At 52.7% G+C, this 24,612-nt stretch carries 25 protein-coding genes and 1 riboswitch; of the genes, 10 read left to right on the top strand and 15 right to left on the bottom strand.

From position 1 onward, the window contains the following. Positions 1 to 138: 138 nt before the first annotated feature. The 3 genes from HUF18_RS01960 (at position 139) to HUF18_RS01950 (ending at position 3,575) form a co-directional block, all read left to right on the top strand. Positions 139 to 1,221, top strand: a complete 1,083-nt coding sequence (locus tag HUF18_RS01960) for a BMP family ABC transporter substrate-binding protein (protein WP_225690971.1) — start codon at positions 139 to 141, stop codon at positions 1,219 to 1,221. A 303-nt stretch (positions 1,222 to 1,524) separates the two neighbouring features. Next, positions 1,525 to 2,505 carry an isopenicillin N synthase family dioxygenase gene (locus HUF18_RS01955; protein WP_225690949.1) on the top strand — a complete coding sequence of 327 codons (981 nt, stop codon included), beginning with the start codon at positions 1,525 to 1,527 and terminating at the stop codon, positions 2,503 to 2,505. 14 nt (positions 2,506 to 2,519) lie between these two features. Next, the gene (locus tag HUF18_RS01950; protein ID WP_145470006.1) at positions 2,520 to 3,575 is read left to right on the top strand and encodes an adenosine deaminase; all 1,056 of its coding nucleotides are present in this window, start codon (positions 2,520 to 2,522) and stop codon (positions 3,573 to 3,575) included. Between the two features lie 131 nt (positions 3,576 to 3,706). On the opposite strand, the gene HUF18_RS01945 is transcribed toward HUF18_RS01950, so the two are convergent. Further along, positions 3,707 to 4,225 (bottom strand): hypothetical protein, encoded by a 519-nt coding sequence (locus tag HUF18_RS01945; RefSeq protein ID WP_225690948.1) that lies wholly within the window; start codon positions 4,223 to 4,225, stop codon positions 3,707 to 3,709. A 406-nt stretch (positions 4,226 to 4,631) separates the two neighbouring features. Then, a complete protein-coding gene (locus tag HUF18_RS01940) occupies positions 4,632 to 5,093 on the bottom strand; it encodes a carboxymuconolactone decarboxylase family protein (RefSeq protein WP_225690947.1) in 462 nt (153 codons plus the stop codon). Between the two features lie 199 nt (positions 5,094 to 5,292). Between HUF18_RS01940 and HUF18_RS01935 the strand changes: the two genes are divergently transcribed. Then, positions 5,293 to 6,093, top strand: a complete 801-nt coding sequence (locus tag HUF18_RS01935) for a helix-turn-helix domain-containing protein (RefSeq protein ID WP_225690946.1) — start codon at positions 5,293 to 5,295, stop codon at positions 6,091 to 6,093. A 479-nt stretch (positions 6,094 to 6,572) separates the two neighbouring features. Here the strand turns inward: HUF18_RS01935 and HUF18_RS01930 are convergent, their stop codons facing one another. Further along, on the bottom strand, positions 6,573 to 7,055 hold the full coding sequence (locus tag HUF18_RS01930; RefSeq protein ID WP_225690945.1) for a hypothetical protein: 483 nt from the start codon (positions 7,053 to 7,055) through the stop codon (positions 6,573 to 6,575). A 307-nt stretch (positions 7,056 to 7,362) separates the two neighbouring features. Here HUF18_RS01930 and HUF18_RS01925 point away from each other — a divergent pair, with 307 nt between their 5' ends. From HUF18_RS01925 to HUF18_RS01915, 3 genes are read left to right on the top strand one after another with little or no spacing between them, the layout of a single operon-like run. Continuing rightward, positions 7,363 to 8,481: a saccharopine dehydrogenase family protein gene (locus HUF18_RS01925; RefSeq protein WP_225690944.1), complete on the top strand. Its 1,119-nt coding sequence runs from the start codon at positions 7,363 to 7,365 to the stop codon at positions 8,479 to 8,481. Further along, the gene (locus HUF18_RS01920; protein ID WP_225690943.1) at positions 8,474 to 8,941 is read left to right on the top strand and encodes a DUF2269 family protein; all 468 of its coding nucleotides are present in this window, start codon (positions 8,474 to 8,476) and stop codon (positions 8,939 to 8,941) included. Before HUF18_RS01925 ends, HUF18_RS01920 begins: the two co-directional genes overlap by 8 nt. Continuing rightward, on the top strand, positions 8,938 to 9,309 hold the full coding sequence (locus HUF18_RS01915) for a DoxX-like family protein (RefSeq protein WP_145470013.1): 372 nt from the start codon (positions 8,938 to 8,940) through the stop codon (positions 9,307 to 9,309). The genes HUF18_RS01920 and HUF18_RS01915 overlap by 4 nt, the downstream gene beginning before the upstream one ends. Before the next feature lie 186 nt (positions 9,310 to 9,495). Here the strand turns inward: HUF18_RS01915 and HUF18_RS01910 are convergent, their stop codons facing one another. Then, positions 9,496 to 10,251: an enoyl-CoA hydratase/isomerase family protein gene (locus tag HUF18_RS01910; protein WP_225690942.1), complete on the bottom strand. Its 756-nt coding sequence runs from the start codon at positions 10,249 to 10,251 to the stop codon at positions 9,496 to 9,498. Positions 10,252 to 10,473: 222 nt separating this feature from the next. Here HUF18_RS01910 and HUF18_RS01905 point away from each other — a divergent pair, with 222 nt between their 5' ends. Beyond that, the gene (locus HUF18_RS01905; protein WP_225690941.1) at positions 10,474 to 11,112 is read left to right on the top strand and encodes a DUF1287 domain-containing protein; all 639 of its coding nucleotides are present in this window, start codon (positions 10,474 to 10,476) and stop codon (positions 11,110 to 11,112) included. Between the two features lie 148 nt (positions 11,113 to 11,260). Here HUF18_RS01905 and uca read toward each other — a convergent pair whose 3' ends face one another. From uca to HUF18_RS01880, 5 genes are all read right to left on the bottom strand, one after another. Continuing rightward, complete coding sequence (gene uca / locus HUF18_RS01900) at positions 11,261 to 14,932, bottom strand: urea carboxylase (RefSeq protein WP_225690940.1); 3,672 nt, start codon at positions 14,930 to 14,932, stop codon at positions 11,261 to 11,263. A 137-nt stretch (positions 14,933 to 15,069) separates the two neighbouring features. After that, positions 15,070 to 15,705 carry an urea amidolyase associated protein UAAP2 gene (locus HUF18_RS01895; RefSeq protein ID WP_225690939.1) on the bottom strand — a complete coding sequence of 212 codons (636 nt, stop codon included), beginning with the start codon at positions 15,703 to 15,705 and terminating at the stop codon, positions 15,070 to 15,072. A gap of 11 nt (positions 15,706 to 15,716) precedes the next feature. Continuing rightward, complete coding sequence (locus tag HUF18_RS01890) at positions 15,717 to 16,472, bottom strand: urea amidolyase associated protein UAAP1 (RefSeq protein ID WP_225690938.1); 756 nt, start codon at positions 16,470 to 16,472, stop codon at positions 15,717 to 15,719. A 10-nt stretch (positions 16,473 to 16,482) separates the two neighbouring features. Further along, positions 16,483 to 17,334: an ABC transporter ATP-binding protein gene (locus HUF18_RS01885; protein WP_225690937.1), complete on the bottom strand. Its 852-nt coding sequence runs from the start codon at positions 17,332 to 17,334 to the stop codon at positions 16,483 to 16,485. A 45-nt stretch (positions 17,335 to 17,379) separates the two neighbouring features. Next, positions 17,380 to 18,192: an ABC transporter permease gene (locus HUF18_RS01880; protein WP_225690936.1), complete on the bottom strand. Its 813-nt coding sequence runs from the start codon at positions 18,190 to 18,192 to the stop codon at positions 17,380 to 17,382. A 76-nt stretch (positions 18,193 to 18,268) separates the two neighbouring features. Continuing rightward, a riboswitch (guanidine-I (ykkC/yxkD leader) is annotated at positions 18,269 to 18,381 on the bottom strand. A 249-nt stretch (positions 18,382 to 18,630) separates the two neighbouring features. Between HUF18_RS01880 and HUF18_RS01875 the strand changes: the two genes are divergently transcribed. Beyond that, positions 18,631 to 19,605 (top strand): DMT family transporter, encoded by a 975-nt coding sequence (locus tag HUF18_RS01875; RefSeq protein WP_225690935.1) that lies wholly within the window; start codon positions 18,631 to 18,633, stop codon positions 19,603 to 19,605. Here HUF18_RS01875 and HUF18_RS01870 read toward each other — a convergent pair. The 5 genes from HUF18_RS01870 to HUF18_RS01850 form a co-directional block, all read right to left on the bottom strand. Next, positions 19,535 to 19,747 carry a hypothetical protein gene (locus HUF18_RS01870; protein WP_225690934.1) on the bottom strand — a complete coding sequence of 71 codons (213 nt, stop codon included), beginning with the start codon at positions 19,745 to 19,747 and terminating at the stop codon, positions 19,535 to 19,537. The two genes, HUF18_RS01875 and HUF18_RS01870, sit on opposite strands and share 71 nt — an antisense overlap. Before the next feature lie 44 nt (positions 19,748 to 19,791). Continuing rightward, positions 19,792 to 20,490, bottom strand: a complete 699-nt coding sequence (locus tag HUF18_RS01865) for a glycine-rich domain-containing protein (RefSeq protein ID WP_225690933.1) — start codon at positions 20,488 to 20,490, stop codon at positions 19,792 to 19,794. A gap of 154 nt (positions 20,491 to 20,644) precedes the next feature. Beyond that, the gene (locus tag HUF18_RS01860) at positions 20,645 to 21,061 is read right to left on the bottom strand and encodes a GFA family protein (protein WP_145470024.1); all 417 of its coding nucleotides are present in this window, start codon (positions 21,059 to 21,061) and stop codon (positions 20,645 to 20,647) included. Between the two features lie 165 nt (positions 21,062 to 21,226). Further along, positions 21,227 to 22,354, bottom strand: coding sequence for an NADH:flavin oxidoreductase (locus HUF18_RS01855; RefSeq protein WP_145470025.1), 1,128 nt, complete (start codon positions 22,352 to 22,354; stop codon positions 21,227 to 21,229). 63 nt (positions 22,355 to 22,417) lie between these two features. Next, on the bottom strand, positions 22,418 to 23,041 hold the full coding sequence (locus HUF18_RS01850) for a TetR/AcrR family transcriptional regulator (RefSeq protein WP_225690932.1): 624 nt from the start codon (positions 23,039 to 23,041) through the stop codon (positions 22,418 to 22,420). A 246-nt stretch (positions 23,042 to 23,287) separates the two neighbouring features. On the opposite strand from HUF18_RS01850, the gene HUF18_RS01845 reads away from it, so the two are divergent. Further along, on the top strand, positions 23,288 to 23,797 hold the full coding sequence (locus HUF18_RS01845; RefSeq protein ID WP_225690931.1) for an NUDIX domain-containing protein: 510 nt from the start codon (positions 23,288 to 23,290) through the stop codon (positions 23,795 to 23,797). Here the strand turns inward: HUF18_RS01845 and HUF18_RS01840 are convergent. Beyond that, a complete protein-coding gene (locus HUF18_RS01840; RefSeq protein ID WP_145470028.1) occupies positions 23,794 to 24,576 on the bottom strand; it encodes an SDR family NAD(P)-dependent oxidoreductase in 783 nt (260 codons plus the stop codon). The genes HUF18_RS01845 and HUF18_RS01840 overlap by 4 nt on opposite strands. Positions 24,577 to 24,612 lie beyond the last annotated feature (36 nt).

Below are 24,612 nucleotides of genomic sequence, written 5' to 3'. Positions count from 1 at the left end.
CCTGCAACTCTGGCATAATGTGGCGGTTTTATTCATATTTCTGTTATTCCTGACCAGTTGGCCAAGTTATTGCTAAATTGGCAATGAATCTGTTTTTAACAGCCTGCATGCAGGTACTACCTTTGGAGCAAAACCATGATGAAGAAACACAAGAACTGGCAACGCTGGGTAACGTCTGCGGCTCTGGCGCTGGGTCTGAGCACTGGCGCAATGGCCGAAGATCCGATGAAAGTTGGCTTCGTGTACGTTGGCCCGGTGGGTGATTATGGCTGGTCTTATGAGCATGACCGTGGTCGTATGGAAGCGCAGAAATTCTTCGGCGACAAAATCGAAACCACCTTTGTTGAGAAAGTACCTGAAGGCGCAGATGCCGAGCGTGTGATCCGTCAGATGGCGCAGAGCGGTCATGATCTGATTTTCACCACCTCCTTCGGTTTTATGAACCCGACTGAAAAAGTCGCCAAGCGTTTTCCAAAAGTATTCTTTGAGCACGCAACCGGTTACAAGCGCGCCAAAAACCTCTCTACCTATGTACTGCGTGCTTATGAAGGTCGCTATGTTTCCGGTATCGCTGCCGGCATGATGACCAAAACCAACACCATTGGTTACATTGCTTCTTTCCCGATTCCGGAAGTTATCCGCGATATCAACTCCGTATATATGGCGGCTAAATCCGTTAATCCGGATGTAAAAATCAAAATCATGTGGGTAAGCACCTGGTATGACCCGGTTAAAGAAAGCGAAGCCGCCAATGCTCTGATCGATCAGGGCGTTGACGTGCTGATTCAGCATACCGACTCACCAGCACCATTGATGGCCGCTGAAAAGCGTGGCGTAAAAGCCATTGGTCAGGCATCTGATATGAGCAAGTTTGCACCGAATGCACACATGTTCTCTATCCGTGATGACTGGGCTCCGCATTACATCAAAACCATTCAGGAAATTATGGATGGCACCTGGAAACCGGAAGATTTCTGGGGTGGTTTTGCTGAAGACATGCTGGTGGTTGCGTCTGTTAATGACAACCTGCCCGCTGATGTAAAAACCGCGGTGACAAAAGCACATGATGACATCAAATCCGGTAAGCTGAAGCCATTTACCGGCCCAATGAAGAGCAATGAAGGTAAGCTGGTGATCGAAGCCGGCCACACCCTGACCGACGAAGAACTGGCCGGTGTAAACTGGTTTATCGAAGGCATTGACGCTACTATCCCGAAATAATACTGACCTACGTGTCATTGTTCCGGCAGGGCGGCTACGGCCGCTCTGCCTGCATGGAAGCCAGACCATAAGAGCCCAAGACGCCATTCTCTTGGTAAGAAGGGAAACGCCTTTATCGGTTGTGCCGCAAGGCATCGCAGCATAAACGCGGTTCCAAAATACCCTCTTGGTAAGAGTGAATACCGGACTTCTTTTTGCGCCAGATAACTATCCACAGCGTAAAAAGACACCTGCCGGGTACGGATGTTCGCAAGACTCTTGTTGGCCGCCAGGTGCTTATTTTTAATAAAAAAGGCACGAACTATGACGATGAATAATGTTCCCCTCATTGATATTTCCCCACTGTTCAGTGACAACCATGAAGACTGGCGACCGGTCGTGGACAAAATCGATCAGGCCTGCCGTGAGATCGGGTTTTTCTATATTCAGGGACACGGTATTTCCTCAGCCCAGCTTGAGAGTATGTTTGCCCTGGCAAAAACATTTTTTGCCCAGCCGGAAGAGCTCAAACAGCAGATACTGATTGCCAACAGCAGCAACCACCGTGGTTGGGGCAGTGCCGGTGCTGAACAGCTGGACCCGGGCAAGCCAAGCGACTGGAAAGAAACCTTCGATATGGCGCTCGATATCCATCCTGAGCATCCGGTTGTTAAGGCATGTCCACAGCTTTACGGCCCGAATCAATACGGTGTATTGCCCGGTTTTCAGCAGCAGATGAATCAGCATTACGGATTGCTGATGAGCGTTGCCCGTCGCCTGTTAAAAGCCATGGCGATTGCACTGCAGTTACCCGATGACTTTTTTAATCAGTATTTTGATGATCAGCATATTTCCGTGCTGCGCATGATCCATTACCCGCCGCGTCCGGCCGACCAGGTGGTGGATGCCGATGCCAAGGCCGCTGGCGCGCATACCGATTACGGCTGCCTGACCCTGCTGTTGCAGGATGATGTCGGTGGTCTGGAGGTACGTAACGCCCGCGATGAATGGGTTGCGGCGCCGCCGGTTAAAGATGCGCTGGTGGTGAATATCGGTGATTTAATGCAGCGCTGGACCAACGATTATTACCGCTCCACCGAGCATCGTGTACGCAACCTGGCCCCCGGTGTGCATCGTTATTCCATGCCGTTCTTTGTCGAACCTCGTTACGACACACCGGTAAGCTGTATTCCCAGCTGTATTACCGCCGAGCGTGATGCACGCTATCCTTTAATTACCAGTGGCGAGTGGATTTTATCGCGCTTTGCTGCCACCTATGCCTATCGTACCCAGAACAAAGGCTAATCAAGGAGATCAACATGAGCGGATTTGAACACATCCTGCAGAATACACGGGCAGCAACTGAGCTGGCCGACGAAGCCTTTTTACGGGCCTTGCCAAAAACCGAACTGCACCTGCATTTGGAAGGTTCGCTGGAGCCGGAACTGATGTTTGAGCTGGCTGCCCGTAATGGCATTCAACTGCCGTATCAGGATGTGGATCAGATCCGCCAAGCATACAACTTTACCAATCTGCAGTCCTTTCTCGATATTTACTACCAATGTGCTGACGTGCTGCGTACCGAGCAGGATTTTTACGATTTAACCTGGGCTTATCTGCAACGCTGCCATGACGAGGGCGTGGTGCATATAGAACCCTTCTTTGACCCGCAGACACATACCGAGCGCGGCATTGCCATGGAAACCGTGCTGGACGGCATCAGCCGTGCGTTGGCGGATGGCCAGGAGCAACTTGGCATCAGCAGCGGCCTGATTCTGTGTTTTCTGCGTCACCTGAGCGAAGAAGCGGCTTTTGTCACTCTTGAGCAGGCGATCCCTTATCTGCATTTATTTATTGGTGTCGGGCTCGACTCTTCCGAACTGGGTAACCCGCCGGAGAAATTTGCCAAGGTGTTTGCTGCCGCCGCTGAGCTCGGTTTGCATCGTGTGGCCCACGCCGGTGAAGAAGGCCCGATTGCTTATATCGAAGGTGCTCTCGACGTATTAAATGTAGAGCGTATTGACCATGGGGTGCGCTGCACTGACAGCGAAGCGATGATGACACGCCTTGCAGCCGAAGGGATTCCATTAACCGTTTGCCCGTTGTCAAATACCCGCTTAAAGGTGTATCAGCACATGAGCGAGCACCCGATTCTGCAATTACTGCAGCGTGGTCTTTGCGTTACCGTTAATGCCGATGATCCGGCATTTTTTGGTGGTTATCTGCTCGCCAATTATCAGGCTCTGGCTGATCATCTGGGTATGACCCGCGGTCAGGCAGCACAACTGGCCGCCAACAGCATTCAGGCCAGCTTTATTGCGGTAGAACAAAAAACCTTATTGCTGGAAAAGCTGGAACAGGTGATTGCTGCCTGAGGTTTTTATACCCGCCCGCGGCTTTACTTGCCAACCACGATAAAAAAGAAACCGCATACCGGAAACGGAGTGCGGTTTTTTTATGAGCGGGGATAGCTCCGTGCCGGCGAGAGAAACGTGTTTATCAATAATCAGCAGGAATGGCTCCCGGTGACTGTTAGCCGTTTGGCTGCTGCAGCCAGTAAGCATCTGGAATATAGATGATGAAAGCCTCCCAGGGCATGAAACAGAAAACCGAATTTCCCTCCGGCGCGTGCCGGGAATACTGCAGAGCCAAAGTATAAGCGGGTTGCAGGTGCCTCTCCGTTCTTTAATCTCTCTGCAAGGGGTTCAATATAAAGCCATGAGCGCGTCTGACCAAAGGCCAGCAAAATTTCACGATCCGATCTCTGTTCCACGCGCCATGCTGAAAAGCGGTTGGCTGCGCTATAGGCGAGATCCCGCACCTGGCTGTCACTGGATGGGCAAGCCAATATTTTAGCCAGCAGCCAGCGTTCGGTTTTAAACAGCCGCGTCGTATAAAAGGCTTCTATAAATTCAGCTAACCCCAAATTCCCAGGCACTGTGATGGTGTAGCAATCGGTAAAGGCTCCGGAAGTCTGGCAACTGGCAAGAAAAGAATGTTCAGGAACGGAAGACAGAGCAGGCATCGAATATAACCTCTTAAAGGAGTAATGATTGCTGATAAATGTCCGTATTCAGCACCCAGCAGACATTCAGATTAAAGCCTGGGGCCTGTTAACACTAATTAAACAGGCCGGATTTTTAGAGTTAACAGGCCCTGGTATTTCCGGTAATAAGCGGCTGTTGTTCAGCCCCCCGTTGTTCAGCCCCCGCATTACTGGTGCGGACAGAGGCTCCTTGTGTGACCTGAGTAAAGGATTCTGCTGGGGAGGTCTGTTGCTCCGTATACTGACGTTGCCGGAATTCAGCGACGACGATGCTGTCACTGCGGCTGGTTCCGCTGGCGCAGCAACCGACCCAGCCGGAAGCCGGCGATGAGCTGGCCCTGAATGGCCAGCCCGGATAGGCGGTCAGCGCTCTGAGCTGGCAGCCTCAGTCAAAGTCACCCGGCTGGTAAGAGCCCACATCAGCACCAAATCCCACGGCAAAGCGGTTCCAGCTGTTGATATTGCAGATGGCCAGCGTCAGGCTGGTAAGCTCGGCATCGGTAAAGGACTGACGCACATCATCCAGAAGCTGCTCTGCCGGATGCTGTTGAGACAACAGCGTCAGGGCTTCTGCCCAGGCCAGCGCCGCCTGTTCGCGCGGACTGAAAAAGGGTGCTTCACGCCAGGCGCTGAGCGTATACAGACGCTGTTCGCTCTCGCCGGCTGCGCGGGCATCTTTACTGTGCATATCCAGACAATAGGCACAGCCGTTCAGCTGCGAAACCCGCAGTTTCACCAGTTCCAGCAGCGATTTTTCCAGTCCGCATTCTTTCAGATATTGCTCACCGGCCATTAAGGGCTTCATGGCGGTGGGGGCCGCCTGATAGTAGTTAAGACGCTGAGTCATAAGGCTCTCCTTATTGCATTTGGTTAATCGTGATGAGGTTGAAATACCTGTGCAGAGTAACGGCCAGCTCCCGGCAGTAATTGTAAAAATACGACATGCGCAAGGCTTTTACGGTGCTGTGAGGCGCTTGGGAGGTTTGTTAGACTGGCAAGAACCGCCGTCTGCAATGCAGCGGCAGAACCGCTGCACGGGTATGGCAATGACACAGCATCTTACTCATCTTGGATTCCGGTTTTTCCGGCCAACAACGGCATTACAGCCGCTGGTACAGTGTTATTGGCATATCCGCTGTCATGTGGGGCAGTCGGCACTGGCCGATGAATTTCTGCACCCTGAAGGAGGTTCGGGTGTGGTGTTTAATTTTGCCGATCCGCTGATTTTCAATGGCCAGCCTTATCTCAGCCCCTGTCTGTTAATTGGTCCTGCGCAACGTACGGGTACCCTGACACTGAGCGGTCAGGTCGATGCTATTGGCGTGCGCTTTTATCCTGGTGCGGCACATGCATTTTTTCAGCTGCCGCTGGCCGAGCTGAATGGTTGTCTGTTACCGGTTACCGATCTGCCTTTGGAAGCAAGCTGGCAGCAGGTATGGGAAGTGGATGCGGTCAATGAACGTTTGCAACAGATTGAACTCTGGCTGCTGCGGCAGCTGGATGTGCAGATTCAGGCAAAAAATCCTCTGGTGGCGTTGTTGCCTTCATTGCCAGACAGCGGGCAGTTTTCTACCGCCGATCTGGCCCGGCGTATGGCACTGGGAGAGCGTCAGGTTGAGCGATTATTCCGGCAATGGGTCGGTCTGACACCGAAACAGCTGGCCCGTATCCGTCGTGTTCAGCATGCACGGGAATTACTGAAAACAGCGCCAGCCGATCTGACCGGAACGGCTTATAACGCCGGCTATTTCGATCAGGCACATTTTATTCATGATTTTAAACAGGTGGTGGGCCTTACCCCCGGGCAGTACCGGCAGCGGCTGAAGCAGCGCGATCGTTTGGAGTAAGCCGGGAGAAAAACAGCGGGTTTAGGGCCTGTTTAATTAGTGTTAACAGGCCCTGGTGCGGTAAAAATAAAAGCGCCGGTTATTTAACCGGCGTTTTTGCACAGCTCAGCGGCAGTTTAACCGCCAGCGTTAAAACGGGTTATCCTAGGGCCTGTCGACACTAAGTAAATCCGGCCTGCTGAGAGCCAGCTTTTCTCAGAACAAGGAGAGAGGAGTGATATTAGCGGGCTAAATGAATGACGAACGACGAAGTTAATGAGGAAAACTGGCCACAGCCCGAAGGGTTATGGCTAAAAATCCCTCATCCTGCGTTGCTGTTCGTTCGCTTAACCCGTTAGGCCACACTCTCAGCGCCTTGTTTGAGATATTTTTAGCCAATAACAGGCCTGTTTAATTAGTGTCGACAGGCCCTAGGCACCTCTTAATAATTCAGCGCCGGCTCCGGCTTACTGAAAAAGTTCAGATCAAGGTGCCCTTGTTCAGTGAGGCGGAATATCGGCACTGTGCTGCTGTGTTGTGCGGTTTTTAATGAGACTGAACAGGGCATAAAGGTTTACAAGATTCAGGCTGGCGACGATCGTGCAGAACAGATAACCAAAGAGCAGGGCATCGCCCAATAAAAAAACAACGACAACACTGAAATAAAGTAACCATCCACCTGCTGCTAACTGTGCAATGTTGTTCAACAGCTTCATCCGGTAAGACTCGGGGTTGAGCAGGTTAATGAACAGCGGTGCAAAAAAGGTAGTAATTAACAGGAATGCTTCAATGAGATCGGTCGAAATCTGCGACATAATTTTATCGTAGACAACGTAGGTTTCTGTCACCCTTTCGCGGCTCAGTTCGTTGACCCCCTCACCTCCTCCATTGGGTGTCAGTACGATCGTCCTCGTGCATTGAGAGAGTGGTGCAAACATAAATGCGATGATCATGACTGTCAGTATCGTGCGTATTTTTCTCATAATACTCCTTGAATCCCGTGTTCTTTTTACGCCTGGCAGAAAAAATCCTGAATATTTAAAGCGGTTTCTGATACCGGTATCCCTGCCTTATCACTGGGGGTATTGAAAGTGAGGGTACTGAGGTTGCCGGGTTCAATCAATGCCAGAAAGAGTGATTAGCAGAGATGGCTGGGTATCTGCAGATCTGCCACTGCGCACAACGGGGAAAAACAGCGGAGAGTGTGTAGTACAGCATGGTTACCCGCTCCGGCACTCCGTTATACTGCGTCTGCTATCAGAAACCAGGAGCGAGGCACCAGTCATCAGGATGAAAACAGTCGTTGTATTGGGCGGTTATGGAAACTTCGGTAAGCGCATTTGTGAGACTCTGGCTCAGGACAGCGGTATCTGCTTACTGTGCAGTGGGCGTCATTCAGATAAGGCTCGTACCCTGGTTGCTCAGTTGCAGCCGTCAGCCAAAGCAGAATTACAGGCCGTTGCGCTGGATATCAACGCGGCCGATTTCCGCGCACAGCTGCAGGATTTAACGCCGTTTCTGGTTATTCATACCGGTGGTCCTTTTCAGGGGCAGAATTATCGTGTTGCCGAAGCCTGTATTGCGGTTGGTGCGCATTATCTGGATCTTGCCGATGACCGTCGTTTTGTCTGCGATATAACCTTACTTAATAAACAGGCTGAAGACGCCGGAGTGCAGATCATCAGTGGTGCCAGCTCGGTACCGGGGCTGTCGTCGGCGGTTATTGAACATTATCAATCAGACTTCCGGCAGATCGACAGCATTGATATTGCTATCGCACCGGGTAATCAGGCTGAACGCGGTGAAGCAACGCTGCGTGGCATTTTGTCGTACACCGGCCGTCCTTTCTCTGTGTTTGAACAGGGACGTGTACGTACGGTGTATGGCTGGATGAATTCCCGGCGTAAATATTTTGGCCCAAGGTTGGGATGGCGTTGGCTGGCGAATGTGGATGTGCCCGATCTGGAACTGTTCCCGGCGCAGTTTGCGGTTACTGAGCGGGTACGTTTTCAGGCCAGTCTTGAGCTGACGTTTCCGCATTTTTCGATGCTGGCGATGGCTTCACTGGCGCGTCTGCGCCTGATTAAAAACTGGGCACCGGCAACGGCTCTGATTTATCGGATGAGCCATTGGTTCAGTAAACTGGGCAGCGCTGATGGTGCGATGCAGATTGATATCGCCGGGCTGAATACGCAGGGTGCAGCCAGCAGGCTTTGTTGGCGTCTGGAGGCTTATGATGGTATTGGCCCTTTTATCCCCACATTGTCGACCATCATCATCGCCAGACAATTGCTGGCAGGGCAGGTGAATCCAGGTGCCAGAGCCTGCAGCGGTGAATTTTCACTACCGGAATTTTACCCTTATGCACAGAGCTTAGGGCTGGTGATCAGGGAGGAGCAGGGTGACTGATTATTTTCTGCTGAAAACGCTGCACATTCTCTCGGCGGTCGTATTAATGGGCACCGGCAGTGGCATTGCTTTTTTTATGTTAATGGCGGTTCTCAGCCGCAGTCAGGAAACAATCCGTAATGTCAGCCGGATCGTTATTCTGGCGGATTGGTTGTTTACCGCTCCGGCGGTTTTAGTGCAGCTAATCTCCGGTGTGTGGTTGATGTCTCTGCTGAATGTCAGTTTTACCTCGCCGTGGTTTCTGACGGTCGCCGGGTTGTTTATATTGATTGGTTGCTGCTGGCTGCCGGTGGTCTGGATTCAGTATCAGTTACACCGCGAAGCCTGTATGGAAAATGGTTTTTTAAGCGCACGCTTTAAACGTCTGATGCGACTCTGGATTGCATTGGGAATACCGGCATTCGCTGCAATGCTGGTGCTTTTCTGGTTGATGGTGGCTAAGCCTCTGGCGGTAATATGACGGCATTACAGCAAACGTTCGGTCGCTGGACCTTGAGCCTGCTTTGGCTTATTACGGCGCTGGTGTCGGTCGCGACGGCGCAGGATGTTGGTCTGGTGATCTTACAGCAGGGTGGCGTAGCCGATGCTCTGGCTCCCTGGCTGCTTTATGGTGGCAGTATTGTGGATGCGCTTTTAGGACTATGGCTGTTACTGCCCTGGGCGCAACGTCTGTGTTTTCAGATACAGCTGATCACTATTGCGGTTTATAGCGTACTGCTGTCGGTTATTGCTCCTGAATTCTGGTGGCATCCGTTTGCGCCAGTGGTTAAAAACCTGCCGATTATGGTACTTATCTGGATTCTGATGCCAGGAAAATCAATATCCTGATCGCGGTCAGCGCGACGTTTTATTCGTAGTGTGCTCTGTTGTGCTTAAACGGGGATACAGTGCCTGCCTTAAAATAAAAAACCGCCGGTTGTTCGCAATCGGCGGTTTTTTATTGAACGTCTTAAACGGTTCAGTGTTAAAGCACCGCTGAATTATTTATTCAGTAGTGCTTTAAAAGTACTGAACTTATTTACCGCCTTTCAGCACGTGATTAATACGCGCCTGAGTTTCTGGTGTGCCGAGCAGGCCGGAGAATAATTCCATCTCCAGTTTAACGGCTTTATTAACACGCTCACGGTGGCCTTCGGCGCGACCCAGTTTTTTAATGGCGCGGATCGAATCCTGAGAGTTTTTCAGTAACTCGTTGGCGGTGGCCATCGCTGTTTCCAGTGCTTTACCGTCTTCCACAGCGGCGGTTAGCAGGCCCCATTTTTCGGCTTCGGCGGCGGAGAAGAAACGGCCGGTGTACAGCAGTTCTGCCGCACGCTTAGGACCAATGGCTTCAGACAGCAGTACCGAGCAGGCACCTTCAGAAGTGACACCGATTTTGGCAAATGGCAGGCTGTAACGGATGCTGTTACCGGCGTAAGCGATATCGGCATGCAGCAGCATGTTGGCGCCAATACCGATGGCCACACCTTCCTGCGCCATAATCAGAGGCTTTTGCAGACCGGCGAAGGCATCAAAAATGCCGGCAACACCGTCCTGAACTGCAGGCAGATCGCCGCCAGGCAGCAGGTCGGCCAGATCGTTACCGGCGGTAAAACGGCCTTCGGCGCCTGTCATCACGATGACTTTAACCTCATCGTTGGCATCACTGTCGTGCAGGGCGGCAATAACGTCCTTATAAGTCTGTACGCGGATGGCGTTCAGCACTTTTGGGCGGTTCAGGGTAATTACGGCAATGCCGTTTTCCAGACTGTAGGTAATGTCCTGATACATAGGGATGGTCTCATCGGTTCAGTATGGCGGGCATGATGGCAAACCCGGAATAACAGAGCAATGATCAATATGCACAGATTGCTGGTTGAAACCGAGGTCTGGCGTTTATTGCCGTTGGCACTAACGGCGGGAATTCTGGTCAATCCTGATGCGGGTAAGGCTAGGGTTATGCCTTATGATGCTCAGATATCCGCTGACCATTAACGAAAGGAATCTCAGGTTATGAACAGGATGCAGACATTCAAATGGTTGCCCGGCATAACGCTGCTGGTCTTTATACTGGCCACAGTGCAGGTTAATGCCGGGGAGGGCAGCGCCGCGGCTTTCCGTCAGGAGCTGGTGGCCGCAGCATTGCAGCGTACGACTCAGCAGGTGCGCTATGACGGCGCTTACCAGAAAATTGCCTATCCCAATGGTGATGTGGCGCCAGACATTGGCGTGTGCACCGATGTGGTGATCCGCAGCTACCGCGCCCTGGGGATCGATTTACAGCAACGGGTGCACGAAGATATGGTGGCTGATTTTGCCGCTTACCCATCGCGCCGTATCTGGGGTATGACCCGTACCGATACAAATATTGACCATCGCCGGGTGCCGAATTTACAGGCGTTTTTTCAGCGTAATGGCCAGACATTAGCCGTCAGTGATAACCCGGCCGATTATCAGCCGGGGGATCTGGTCACCTGGATGCTGCCGGGCAACCTGCCGCATATTGGCGTGGTCAGTGACCGCTATGCGTCAGGCTCCGGCAGGCCGTTAATCGTGCATAACATTGGCGCCGGTCCGGTGCTGGAGGATATGTTATTCCGTTACCGGATTACCGGGCATTACCAGTACCTGCCACAGAAAAGTGGGGAGTGATTACTCTCCGTTACCGGCTGTTTGCAGAATGACCAGGGCATTACCATTACCTGCCACAGAAAAGTGGGGAGTGATTACTCCCCGTTACCGGCTGTTTGCAGCATGATCAGGGCATTACCAGTACCTGCCACAGAGAAGTGGGGAGTAATTACTCCCCGTGACCGGCTGTTTGCAGAATGACCAGGGCTTTGCCCGGACTGACGCTCTGGCCGGTTGTGCGCAGCACTTCCACCACGGTACCGCTCTGATGGCTGCTGACTTCAATTTCCATCTTCATGGATTCCAGCACCACCAGAGGCTGACCGGCACTGACCTGATCGCCGGGTTTAACCAGACATTGCCAGACGTTGCCGGATACATGGCTGTCGATGCTGAATTCACCGTCTGCCAGCGGGCGCTCATCGCTTTCTTCCAGCACCGAAGGTTCGCTGTCGTAATGGAATTTTCCTGAGGCTTTCCATTCTTCAAGTTCTGCCTGAAAGGCTTTTTGCCGTTCCTGCTGGAAGGCTGAAATACCTGTGCCCTGTTCCTGCAAAAAGCGTTCGTATTCCGCCAGGTTAAAGCGGGTTTCTTCGATTTTTATTGGATACTGGCCATGGGGAAACTGCTGGCGGATCGTCATCAGTTCGTCGTGGCTGACCTCGTAAAAACGTACCTGATCGAAAAAGCGCAGCAGCCAGGGCTGGGTAAATTCGCCGGTGGTTTTATAGCGGTTCCACATTTGCAAGGTACGGCCAACAAGCTGATAACCGCCCGGACCTTCCATACCGTAAATACACATATAAGCACCGCCGATACCGACGGAGTTTTCCGCCGTCCAGGTACGCGCCGGATTATATTTGGTGGTGACCAGACGGTGGCGCGGGTCCATGGGTGTTGCCACCGGAGCACCTAAATACACATCGCCTAAGCCCATCACCAGATAACTGGCGTTAAAGACAATATCTTTCACTTCATCAATGGAGTTCAGGCCATTAATGCGGCGGATAAATTCAATATTATCCGGGCACCAGGGCGCGTCGGCCCGTACCGATTGCATGTATTTATTCACCGCCAGCTGGCAGGCTTCGTCGTTCCACGACAGTGGCAGGTGAACAATGCGCGACGGCACTTCGGCATCCTGCAAGTCGCCCAGCTGATCTTCGGCGGCAATTAATATCTGCAGTAATTCCTGCTGACTTAAGCGGCTGGAATCGTAGTGCAGCTGCAGCGAGCGGATGCCCGGTGTCAGCTCCCACAGGCCGGTAATATTCTGTGTGTTTAAATACTGCATTAAGGCATGAACGCGGAAGCGCAAGCGGATATCCAGCTGCAGCGGGCCGTATTCCACCAGTAAGTACTGATCACCGCTGGGGCGATAAACGACACCGGTCGGGTGTGAGTCTGCCTGACCGGTATAAGCGATGCTGTGCACAATCGGGCTGTCCGGTAACCAGCGTTCAACCGCACAATCCTCTGCCCTCAGTGTTGTCAGACTGTTTTGCTGTGCGCGGTTTAAGACAACGGCAGTCTGCTGGCTCACCGGCAGAAAGCGGATTTTATCACCGGCTTTTAACTGGCCGAGTTTCCATAAATCCGCGGTTATCACCGTGGCCGGGCAGACAAAGCCGCCCAGACTCGGGCCGTCCGGCCCTAAAATCACCGGCATATCACCGGTAAAATCGACGGTACCAATGGCGTAGGCATTGTCGTGGATATTGGATGGGTGTAACCCGGCTTCACCACCGTCGGCCCGTGCCCATTCTGGCTTTGGGCCAATCAGGCGCACACCGGTACGGCTGGAGTTGTAGTGCACTTCCCAGGTGTGGGCAAAGAAGCGTTCAATATCGCTGTCGGTAAAAAATTCAGGTGCACCGTGTGGGCCGTAAATAACCCGTAATTCCCATTCATTGGCAATCGTGGGCAGCAAAGCCGGATCGTTAAGGGTTGCAGGTTCTGCTTTATTATCTGCGGAAAAATGCAACACATCGCCCGGTAATAATGCGCGACCGTTATGGCCGCCAAACTGACCAAGCGTAAAGGTGGATTTTGAGCCCAGATAATCCGGACAGTTAAAACCACCGGCAATTAAACAATAAGCCCGTGCACCGGCACTGCCAACGCTGCCGCAGTCGAGAATATCGCCGGCATTAATATCAATGACCTGCCAGAATTCAATATCACTGGTTGTACTGTTGTGGCTCAGGCTGCCAGGGGGTAGGCCCGCTCGGGTCAGGCTGGCGTTGGTGGTGGCACCAGCCAGTAATATCCTTGTCGGTGCGTTAAATTTAAGCACCGGGCCTTTTAAGGTAATTTCCAGACCCGCGGCCTGCTCTGCGTTACCGAGTAAACGGTTACCGAGAGCAAAAGAATAGCCATCGAACGGGCCTGACGGTGGCACACCAATATCCCAATAGCCAATGCGCGCGGGTAAATCCTGAAGGGTGGTTTGTGTTCCGGCGGTTAATACCTGCACGCTGGTGGGCTGGTGTTGCAGTGTTTTTAATAACTGGGTGTACACATCACCGGCTTGTACGCGCTTATCCTTAAGAATATCGAGCAGATAACGGCGGTTGCACTCCAGTCCGTACAATTCCGTGTTGGCCAGCGCTTCTGCCAGGGTTGCCAGCGCCTGATCGCGGTTGGCGGCGGTGGCAATCACTTTGGCCAGCATAGGATCGAACAGAGCCGGTACTTCTGAGCCGCTTTCTACCCAGGTATCAATACGCAGTGATGGCCAACCGGAAGTCTCTTTTATCAGAGGCCAGCGGACATTGCTTAATAATCCGGCGCAGGGCTGAAAATCCTGTGCCGGATCTTCGGCATAAATCCGTGCCTGAATGCTGTGGCCTTTGGGTATGAAATGCTCTGTCAGTGGCAGCGTTTCTCCGGCACCGAGGCGCACCATCCATTCCACCAGATCAATACCGTAGACTTCTTCGGTAACGCCGTGCTCAACCTGTAAGCGGGTATTCACTTCGAGAAAATAAAACTCGCCGGAATCGGCATCGTAAATAAATTCGACTGTACCGGCACTGCGGTAATTAACCGAGCGGCCCAGACGCGCTGCTGTGCTGTGCAAGGCTTCACGTTGTTGTGCGGTTAAACCCGGTGCCGGTGTTTCTTCCAGCACTTTCTGATTGCGGCGCTGAATGGAGCAGTCGCGCTCGCCCAATGCCAGTACCTGGCCCTTACCGTCACCAAAAATCTGTACTTCGATATGGCGGGCTTTTTCGACAAATTTTTCGATAAATACGCCATCGTTGGCAAAGTTATTGGCGCTTAAACGTTTTACCGAGGCAAACGCCTGCTGCAGTTCGGCCTCGCTGTAACACAGCTGCATACCAATACCGCCACCACCGGCGGTGCTTTTTAACATCACCGGATAACCAATGCGCCCGGCTTCACGGATGGCGCTGTGAATATCGGTCAGCAGTTCGGTGCCCGGCAGCAGCGGAACTTTATTGTCCTGCGCCAGTGCACGCGCCGAATGCTTTAAACCAAAGGCATCCATTTGTGCGGCGGTGGGGCCAAGAAAGACCACGCCAGCCTGATCGCAGGCATGGGAGAAGCCGGTATTTTCGCTTAAAAATCCATAACCGGGGTGAATGGCTTCAGCACCGCAGTCTTTTGCAATCTGCAGGATTTTTTCCTGATTCAGGTAGGTATCCGCGACCGTACCATCACCTAAGCAGTAAGCCTCATCGGCCTGCTGGACATGCAGCGAATGCTGGTCGGCCTGATGGTAAACCGCAACCGCCTGAATATTCATTTTTTTCAGGGTGCGGATAATACGGCTGGCAATGGCGCCACGGTTGGCGATTAAGACTTTTTTAAACATGGTCTTGCCTCATTCTTAAATGTCTTGTTTCACTTCACGTATGTTGTTGCACAAGAGGCAGGTCGTCCTGCATAAATACTGAAGCCTGCCGGTCGTCCGGCTGCTTGAAATATGAATTTTCTGATCGGCAGGCAGGATTACCAGACAATCACTTCAATCGGTGTCGGGTTATAGGCATTGCAGGGGTTGTTCAGCTGCGGGCAGTTGGATATCAGCACGATGGTGTTCATCAGGGCTTTCAGTTCGACATATTTGCCGGCATCGGAAATGCCATCGGCAAAGGTCAGTCCGCCTTTAGCGGTGACCGGTACATTCATAAAGAAATTAATATTGTGGGTAATATCGGCTTTATCCAGCCCGTATTCTTCATGCTCGTTAATGGCCAGCATCCAGCTGTCACGGCAGGCGTGCATGCACTTTTTTTCCAGACTGTAGCGCACGGTATTGGATTCGGTGGCGCAGGCACCGCCTAAGGTGTCATGCCGACCACAGGTATCGGCGACAATTTCCAGCAGCGGGCGGTTTTCGTTAGTCATTAATACCGAGCCTGCCGTCAGATACACATTACCCTGGGCGCGGATGGTATCGGTGGCGCTGTAGCGTTCGCCCGGATCATCGGCGTTATAAAACAGCGTATCGGCGGCCTGATTACCTTCCAGATCGAGAATACGCAGAGTCTGTCCGGCTTCGATGCGGTGAATAAAATAATCACCGGCCAGTACTGTCTGGCGGAAACTGGCATCCTGGGGCTGCAGTGTGCTTGCTTTAATCATGATTCGGCTCCTCAGGCTTCGCAGAAGTTATAGAGAAAATTGTTGTGAAAACCGCGCTGATTTTCTGCACAGTGATTTTTACACTCATCATCGCTGGCAATGGCGGCGGCTCTGCCCAGATGGTAGTGCACCGGCCGCACAGGATATTCGGTGGCATTGTTTAACGGGTGCGGACAGGTGTGCATGATCAGCAGGGTGTCCATTTCGAAACGTAAAGTGATGGCATTGCCGGCCTTTGATGCATCGCCGATGTAGCGCATATTACCCAGATCATCGGTCTGAACCTGACTGAACAGATTGAGGTTGGCGGCCATATCTTTGCGTGACAGACCGTATTTGGCGAACTCCACCAGAAAGCTGTCATAGCCGTTCTGTGTCCAGCCATTACGGGCTTCCTGATAGGTTTTAATGCCCCATTTTTCTGCCACCATGGTTTTATTAATATTGCCGCAGACGGTGTCGTGCCAGCCGCAGTCATCGGCCACAACAGAGGCAAAAATACGGCCCATGTCGGAATACAGGCAGTGGCCCTGAGTCAGCTTAAAGGTATGCTGGCATTTTAAGGTATCCGGTGCGTTGTACTTTTCCAGCAGGTCGTATGGGTTAAACATTAACAGGCCAAGGTTGGCGCCGCCGTGCAGGTCGGTAAAGGTGATGACCGTGCCTTTTTTTACCCGCATCGACCAGTGGCATCCGCCTCCCAGCGTATCCTGATAAACGGCCTCGCCCTGATAAAATTGCTGATGTTTTTTGCTTAACTGAGTCATATGTTCTCCTTCAGGCGCTTATGTCTGCCCCGATGCCAGCTTCGTCCTGCACACGGGCTGTGGCATGAACGGAGTGCTGAATATCGTTGTATAAAGAATGTTCCTGAGCGCTGTCGCCGCTTTTAGCCAGCTGGCCATGATTGCTCTGGTTCAGTTTTAAATCGTAGGTAATGGTCGCCCCCCAGGCATTGGGAACCATGGGGTCGTGGCGGACTTTATCGAATACCAATAAACGGCTGCCGAGATAAAAACCCTCACCAATATCGTGGGTGACCATAAAAATAGTGGTACCGGTCTGCTGCCATAAATCCAGAATTAACTGGTGCATATCGGCACGGATACCCGGATCAAGGGCTCCGAAGGGTTCGTCCAGAAGCAGGATTTTTGGCTCTTTAATTAATGCCTGAGCAATGGCCAGGCGTTGCTGCATACCGCCGGACAGTTCATGCGGATACTTATTAGCGGCACTGTGCAGTCCTACCCGCTGCAACAGATCCATGGCTTTTTCTCTGGCCTGGGCACGGGCTTTACCAAACAGGCGGGCCAGCAATTTACTCTGGGCAAATTCCAGCCCGAGAATGACATTGTCCAGTACGCTCAGATGGGGGAATACCGAGTATTTCTGGAACACAATACCGCGGTCGACACTGGGCTCGTCGGTTAATGGCTGACCATCCAGCAGACACTGGCCTTTACTGGCGCTTTCCTGACCGGAGAGCATTTTCAGAAAGGTCGATTTGCCGCAGCCGGATGCTCCGACCATGGTCACAAATTCGCCTTTTTTAACGCTCAGATTGATATTGTCCAGCACCGGCTGATCGCCGTAGGTTTTGCTGACTTTTTTAAATTCGATAAAACTCATAAATATTCCACCTTGTGGTTATCCTGCGTCTGAAGATCAGTGCATTTATTGCGGCTGATACCAGGGGAATAATTTGCGGTTCAGTTGTTTCAGTAACTGATCAGAAATAATCGCCAGCAGGCTGATCCACACCACATAAGGCAGGATGACGTCCATTGCCATATAACGGCGTACCAGAAAAATCCGGTAGCCAAGCCCTTCGGTTGAGGCGATGGCCTCGGCGGCAATTAAAAATAACCAGGCAGCCCCCATCGACAGGCGCAGCGCATCGACCAGGCGTGGCAGCATTTGCGGCAGCACCATGCGCAGCATTAATTGCCAGCTGTTGGCGCCCAGCGTCTGGGCCTTAATCCACTGTTCGGTCGGCAGTTCAGACACACGGCTTTGTAATTCGCGGATTAAATATGGCGTGATGCCAATCACAATCAGCACCACTTTCGATACTTCACCGAGACCGAAAACAATAAACAGTACCGGTAGCAGGGCCATGGGCGGCACCATCGAGATGGCGGTGGTAAAGGGTGATAAATTTGCGCGCAGCAGCGGCAGGGCACCCAGCGTTAAACCAAATAACAGAGCAATAGTTGCACTGATACCAACGCCCATGGCCAGGCGTTCAAGGCTGGCGAGGGTATCGACCCAGAGCAGAATATCGCCGCTGCGTTTATTTTCTTCGGTCGCCATGCGCAGCAGTGTGTCGCCCATGGTGCTGAAGGCGGGCAGTAATTTGTCATTCGGATTTTCGCTCAGGCGCTCGGTTGAGGCTGCCATATAGAGCAGGATGGCGATAATGAAGGGCAGGGCGCCCAGAAAAAAAGCCAGTGGGCGGGAAATTCTCTGATTAATCAGCCGGCGCATAAGCGCACTCCTGTTCGGGTTAACGGAGCGGATACAAGGGGCATTGCACAGGCTGGCCTGAGCGAATGTTCCAGTGATCTCCCGGGCTTTTATCCCTCCGTGTAACCCCCGCACGCGGCTGAGGTCGGTTGCTCTCGGACCAGTCGTTCGTGTTTAACAACACAAACCGGAACCCTAGCGACCTATTAACGGAACTCAGTGTAGCAATTCCGCGAGCGATGCAGAACACCCCATTGTTTTCGCATCTCAACGGTATTTGCGAATGGTGTGCCAATTCTTACAAAGCACGGAAATGAATGATTTTTGCGCACAGGGCATACAGAAATGCCCTAAATTGTCGGGCGAGAAACATATCAATAAATCTGAAACAGAAAATTATGCCGCATTTAAGGGCAGTTTTTATCCGCATGTTTTGTTTTGGTGCTTCGGGGAGTGTGTATGCGTGAATTTCTGAATCCTGCGGCGGTGCTGTTTCTGGCGTCGGTTCTCTGGGGCAGTGCCTGGATACCACTGAACGCTATTGAAAACGCCGGAATCAGTCATTCATTACTGCTGCTACTGGCGTACAGCGTGGCCAGTGTGCTGACCGCGGTGATCCTGTGGCGTCAGTGGCACAGGGTGCTGGTGCACTGGCAGCAGAATAAAGCGTTGTTAGCAGGAATATTTCTGGTCGGTGGTCTGGCCAATGCCAGTTTTTCGTTGGCGCTGCTGGAAGGCAATGTGGTGCGGGTCATGGTGCTGTTTTATCTGTTACCTGTGTGGAGCACCTTGCTTGGACGATTATTTCTGCATGAGACCGTCAGTGCCGGCAAAGCGCTGATGATTATGCTGGCTTTGCTGGGGGTGGTGCTGGTGGCGGGTATTCAGCCGGGGAGTGACTGGCAGGCGGCCTTACTGAAAACGCCCTGGGGAACAGGCGATACTCTGGGGCTGATTGCCGGTTTTACCTATGCAGCGAATAATATTTTATTCCGTAAAGGGCAGCAGGTTGCGCTGGTATTAAAAGCAGAAAGTATGTTGCTGGGGGCCGCATTTTTTATGTTGCTGAGCTGGCTTTGGCAGACGGATACACAGAATTCCGATCAGCTGTTGCAGGTATCGGAAAATGCCGTTTTGCTGGCCATGCTGTACGGTGCAACCTGGCTTCTGGCGGTATCCTTCGGCTCGCAATGGGGCGTCAGTCATTTACCTGCCAGCCGCTCGTCGCTGATTATTATTATGGAACTGGTCACCGCGGTATTAACGGCCTGGTGGCTGGGAGAAGCGCATTTGAGTGTATGGGGCTGGCTGGGTTGCGTCTGCATTATGAGCGCAGCATTGCTGGACAGTATGAGTGCCGGGGTTAGTCCAGACGTAAAAACCTGGGCACCAGCATCAGGCCAATTCCGGTCATCACCATGGCGTAGTGATTAGATACAAAGTAGGGGTAAATCATCAGGGCAACGCCGCTCCACAGTGCGATTTTATGGCTTTGGCGCTTACCGTAAATAAAATAACCAAAACCGATGGAGCCAAAAATCAGCGATAAAAACAGCCCGGTTGTATCCGTTAACATGCTTGAGTCCTTTGTTGTGATTGTGAGTGTTTGATCACTCTCGTTTAATCTCCTCCACAGCCGCTGCTGCAGCCACTGTCGGAGCCCGATGAGCAACTGCCGCTACAGCCGCCACTGCCGGAGCAACCGGAAGCGCAGCCAATATGGCTGGCACAGTAAGGCGTTGTGTCGTGTTGTGTTTTCTTGTTTGGGCCTGTTGCTGCCATCTGACAGTTGAGCTGGTAAAAAAATCCGTCATCAATATTCAGCTGGGCATCAAGCGCAAACAGTAACGGCAGTTTGTTGGGCTGTTTGGCTGACAGCCATTCCCGCGCGCAGGCAATACGCCAGGCGCGTTTAATGCCGTTGGCGGCGGTGGTTGGCGTGCTCATGGCTTCGGCCGGTGTGTGGTGCAGAAAACGGCCAAAAGCGGAACGGCAGAATTCCTGATATTTGCGGGTGAACAGAATAAATTCATGCCAGGCGAGGTCGACCACCTGCGAGGGCATGGCAACGGGTTTACGTCCGGCGATATTACAGATCTGAAAATATTCGCGCAGTCCGTCCATTACCAGCGCCAACTGAGCTTCGTCCAGATGGGGGTAGCGCTGTGCCACCTTGCGTTTTAAGGTGCCGGGAAAGGCATAATTCTGTATATGCCGGGCACGCAATTTAATGGCGATTTTACGCCATAGTTTCCAGCTCAGGCTGATAATAATAATGGCCAGAATAATGCTGAAGAGGTTGTTGAATATCCAGTTCATAAAGCGTCCTGCGTACAGCCTGAAAAGTTGGCTGAACTATGCCGGGGCTTCGGCTGCTGGTCAATGCTGACACTGCCTGATGGTTGGCTGTGTCAGCAACGCGCAGGATGGCGCAGGGGACGGATTGCTGCTGAGCTGGTTACTGGTGGTGCGGTTACATTTTTTCAGCAAAAAACGCCATGATTTCAGCGGTTGTCATTTCCTGAGTTTCATTTGAAAAACAGTAGTAATCAGGCCGGGCATCACTGAAATATTGCATCACCATTTTCAATCCTTCCAACTTTGGAAACAGGCCAACGGGCATGTTGTATTCACCGCTTTCTTTTAATTTATAAAACAAGTGAGTGCCGCATTCACTGCAGAATCCGCGAGATGCCCAGGCGGATGACTGGTACATTTTCACATTGTCTTCGCCTTCGAACGTAACCTCTGTACCACACTGAACGGCAAAGAAAGGCGCGCCTCCCCAGGTGCGGCAGGATTGGCAGTGGCATACCGTAAATTTAGGGTTGATATTGGTTGCGGTTATTTTTACTGCACCACAGAGGCAGCTGGTATGAGAAGCAGGCATATTGCGGGAATCCGGATGGATAAAAACAGCAGCATGCCAGATGGTTGCGCAAATGCCTACTCTGTCGCTGGCGGGAAAATATAAAAGCGTTTTTATTGCCCGGGTTAACGGACAGAAATAAAAACGGGCCCTGATCAGGCCCGTTCTGCGTTATCTGCGTGGTATTTACACCAGCTGCATTAACGATTTTTTATCGTAGTCTTCCAGTTCGTCGTAACGCCCAGCCTTGACTTTCAATACCCACTCCGGGTCCTGCAACAGTGCACGGCCAACGGCCACCAGTTCAAACTCACCGGCCGCCATGCGCTGGCCAAGTTCATCGATGGAGGCGGTGGCAACACCGGAGGCGTCAACCATGTCGCGTTTGTCTTCATCAATAAAGCTGGCATTCAGGCCAACAGAACCGACGGTAATCACCGGCTTACCGGTGATTTTTTTGGTCCAGCCGGCCAGATTCAGGTCGGAACCTGCGAATTCTTTTTCCCAGAAACGGCGGGTTGAGCAATGGAAAATATCGACACCGGCTTCGACCAGTGGCTTGAGGAAAGCTTCCAGTTCTTCCGGGGTTTCACACAGACGGGCGCTGTAATCCTGCTGTTTCCACTGGGAGAAACGGAAAATAATCGGGAAATCCGGGCCAACACGGTCGCGGATGGCAGAGACAATTTCGCAGGCGAAACGGGTACGGGCAACCAGATCACCACCGTATTCGTCAGTACGCTGGTTAGAGCCTTCCCAGAAGAACTGGTCGATTAAATAACCGTGGGCGCCGTGTACTTCCACCGCATCAAAGCCAATGCGTTTGGAATCTTCAGCTGCCTGAGCGAAGGCTTCAATCACTTCCTGAATATCTTCTTTGCTCATGGCTACGCCATTTTCTTTACCGGCTTTGACCAGACCGGACGGGCTGTAACCCGGTACTGACGGATCAGGCTCCACGCCTTCTTTACGGATGGCGCCAACGTGCCACAGCTGTGGAGCGATTTTGCCGCCTTTGGCGTGTACTGCATCGACCACTTTTTTCCAGCCGGCCAGTGCGTCTTCACCATAAATAAAAGGGACGCGCGGATAGCCGTTAGCGGCTTTATGGCCAACACAGGTGCCTTCGGTAATGATCAGACCCACTTCATTTTCGGCACGGCGGGCGTAGTAGGCGGCGACCAGCTCATTGGGAACGTTGCCCGGCGAGTAAGTGCGGGTCATCGGAGCCATAACAATACGGTTGCTCAGTTGCAGCGGGCCGAGGGTGATGGGTTCAAACAGGGCGCTGACGGCGCCGTGGACATTGCTCATATCGGTATTCCTGTTGGCTGTTTTTTACTGTTTCGGAAATGGTTAAAAGGTTGTCGGAAATTGTTAAAGGGGTGTACGTGATTGCGCCGGTTGTGCATCCGGCAGCCACTGTTGCAGCAACAGCGACATACTCTGCTCAAAGTGTTCACGCCCTAACAGGCGGGCGTAATACAGCGCGCCTTTGCAGGCAAAAATAAATAACTGCGCCAGTTCCTGGGCACTGGCAGTGGCCGGAGCCTGCAGCTCGCCGTCTGCCAGCCCCTGGCTGAACACCGCAGCAACCCAATCCACTTCGAGCCGGCTGAGGTCACTCAGGCGTGCGCGCATGGCATCCGGCAGTTGCGCCAGATCGCTGTGCAGGGCGCTGAGTGGGCACTGCTTATGTTCGTTAAAGGTATGTTTGGCGGCGGCACGCAGATAACGCTGCAGTTTGTCCGGTGCATTTTGCCCATATTGATCAAAGTGCGCGAAACCATCACGCAGCCATTGTTCGGTCCAGTCACACAGTGCCAGGCCAAGGTCGGCTTTCTGTGCGAAGTGGTGATGCACGCTGGGTTTGCTGATGCCCAGTTCGCGCGCCAGATCCTGATAGCTGAAGCCGGTATAACCACGGCGGCAGAGCAGGTCAGCGCCAACATCAATCAGCTGCTGACGGGTCTGGCGGGCATTGGCGGATTTTGTGGTCATTGCGGCATCGCTCTGGGCGTTTGTTAGTATCGACTGTGATTAGCCTACCTACTGGTAGGTAGGCTTACAGGAGGCATTTGTGCCAGAAGTCGGCAGATAGCCACTGCTTTTTGCAACGGTTCATGTTGCTGTCAGGTTTAAGCAGTTATAACTGGGGAAACGTGGGATGTGCGTGGCGCCGGTTTTGCTGCGTTTCGTTTCAGCATTTCATCGCAGCGTTACATTGATGTTTCAGGAGAAAACAGAATGCCGGAATTTCGTTATTGCCCGCATTGTGCGGCTGAGCTGCAACCCGGGAAGGTGGATCAGCGACGGGTCTGCGTGCGGATTGGCTGTGGGTTTATCCACTGGAATAACCCGGTTCCGGTGGTTGCGGCAATCGTTCTGCACCGGCCGCAGCCAGAAACGCAAGAGCATGTACTGCTGGTGAATAATGTCGGTTGGCCGGAGGGGATGCTGGCGCTGGTCAGTGGTTTTGTGGAGTCTGGTGAAACGCCGGAACAGGGTATTGTGCGCGAGATTAAAGAAGAGCTGGGGCTCAGCAGTACCGCCGTCCGTTTTCTGGGTCATTACCCCTTCGCTCAGGCCAACCAGCTGTTGCTGGTGTATGAGGTGCACGCCGAAGGGGAAATCGTGATGGATACCAGCGAGCTGGCCGCCTATAAGCACATTGCGGTTAATAAGCTGAAGGCCTGGCCCATAGGCACAGGCCCTGCCGTTCAGGCATGGCTGGATCAGCAGAACAGCAACGCTTAGCGCGTTGCCGCTTCACCGAAAATAGCCTGCAGCTGTCGCGGAATAAAGCGGATGCCAAACACCGAGGCTTTATACAGCAGCCCGGGGACAACGCTGGCCCGGCCTTTTATCACGCCTTTCAGACCGGCTCGTGCGACTGAGTCGCTGCTCATAATGGCGAGGGTGCGCAGGCCTTCAATCTTCTGTCCGGATACATCCATAAACTCGGTGGCCGTACCGCCGGGGCAGAGAGCGCTGATGTGAATTTTGTGCGGGCGCAGTTCCCGCGCCAGCGATTCGGCAAAGTTGAGTACATAGGCTTTGCTGCCGGCGTAGCTGGCAAACTGCGGGCCGGGTAAGAAGCCCAGCAGGGATGACACCAGCAGAATATGGCCGCCGCCGCGTTGTTTCATATCGGCGGCGAACAGCCAGGTCAGCTCGGTCAGGGTGGTGACCATCAGCTGGATCATCTGACTGTGAACCGGCATCGGCACGTCCAGCAGATAGCCATGCTGGGCAAAACCGGCGTTATTAATCAGCAGGTCGACGGGCAGCTGCAGTGCCTGGGTTTTATTAAACAGCTCTGTGGCCGAGCCGGGCTGAGCCAGATCCTGGCTGATCACCTGCACGCGGATGCCTGCGCTGTGCTCCAGCTCCTGTTTTAACGCCAGTAATTTGTCTTCGCGCCGTGCCACCAGAATCAGATGGCAACCGGCGGCGGCCAGCTGGCGGGCAAAGGATTCGCCAATGCCACTGGAGGCACCGGTAATCAGAGCGGTTTTGTTATGGAAGGTGCGCATGGCAGAACTCCGTTGGCTGATACGGTTATTTTTATT

Origin of the sequence: Thalassolituus sp. ST750PaO-4 (assembly GCF_020320405.1) — a bacterium.
Classification (GTDB): domain Bacteria; phylum Pseudomonadota; class Gammaproteobacteria; order Pseudomonadales; family Oceanobacteraceae; genus Venatoribacter; species Venatoribacter alkanivorans.
Note: the sequence above shows the minus strand (reverse complement) of the source record. Positions and strands in the feature narration are given on the sequence as shown.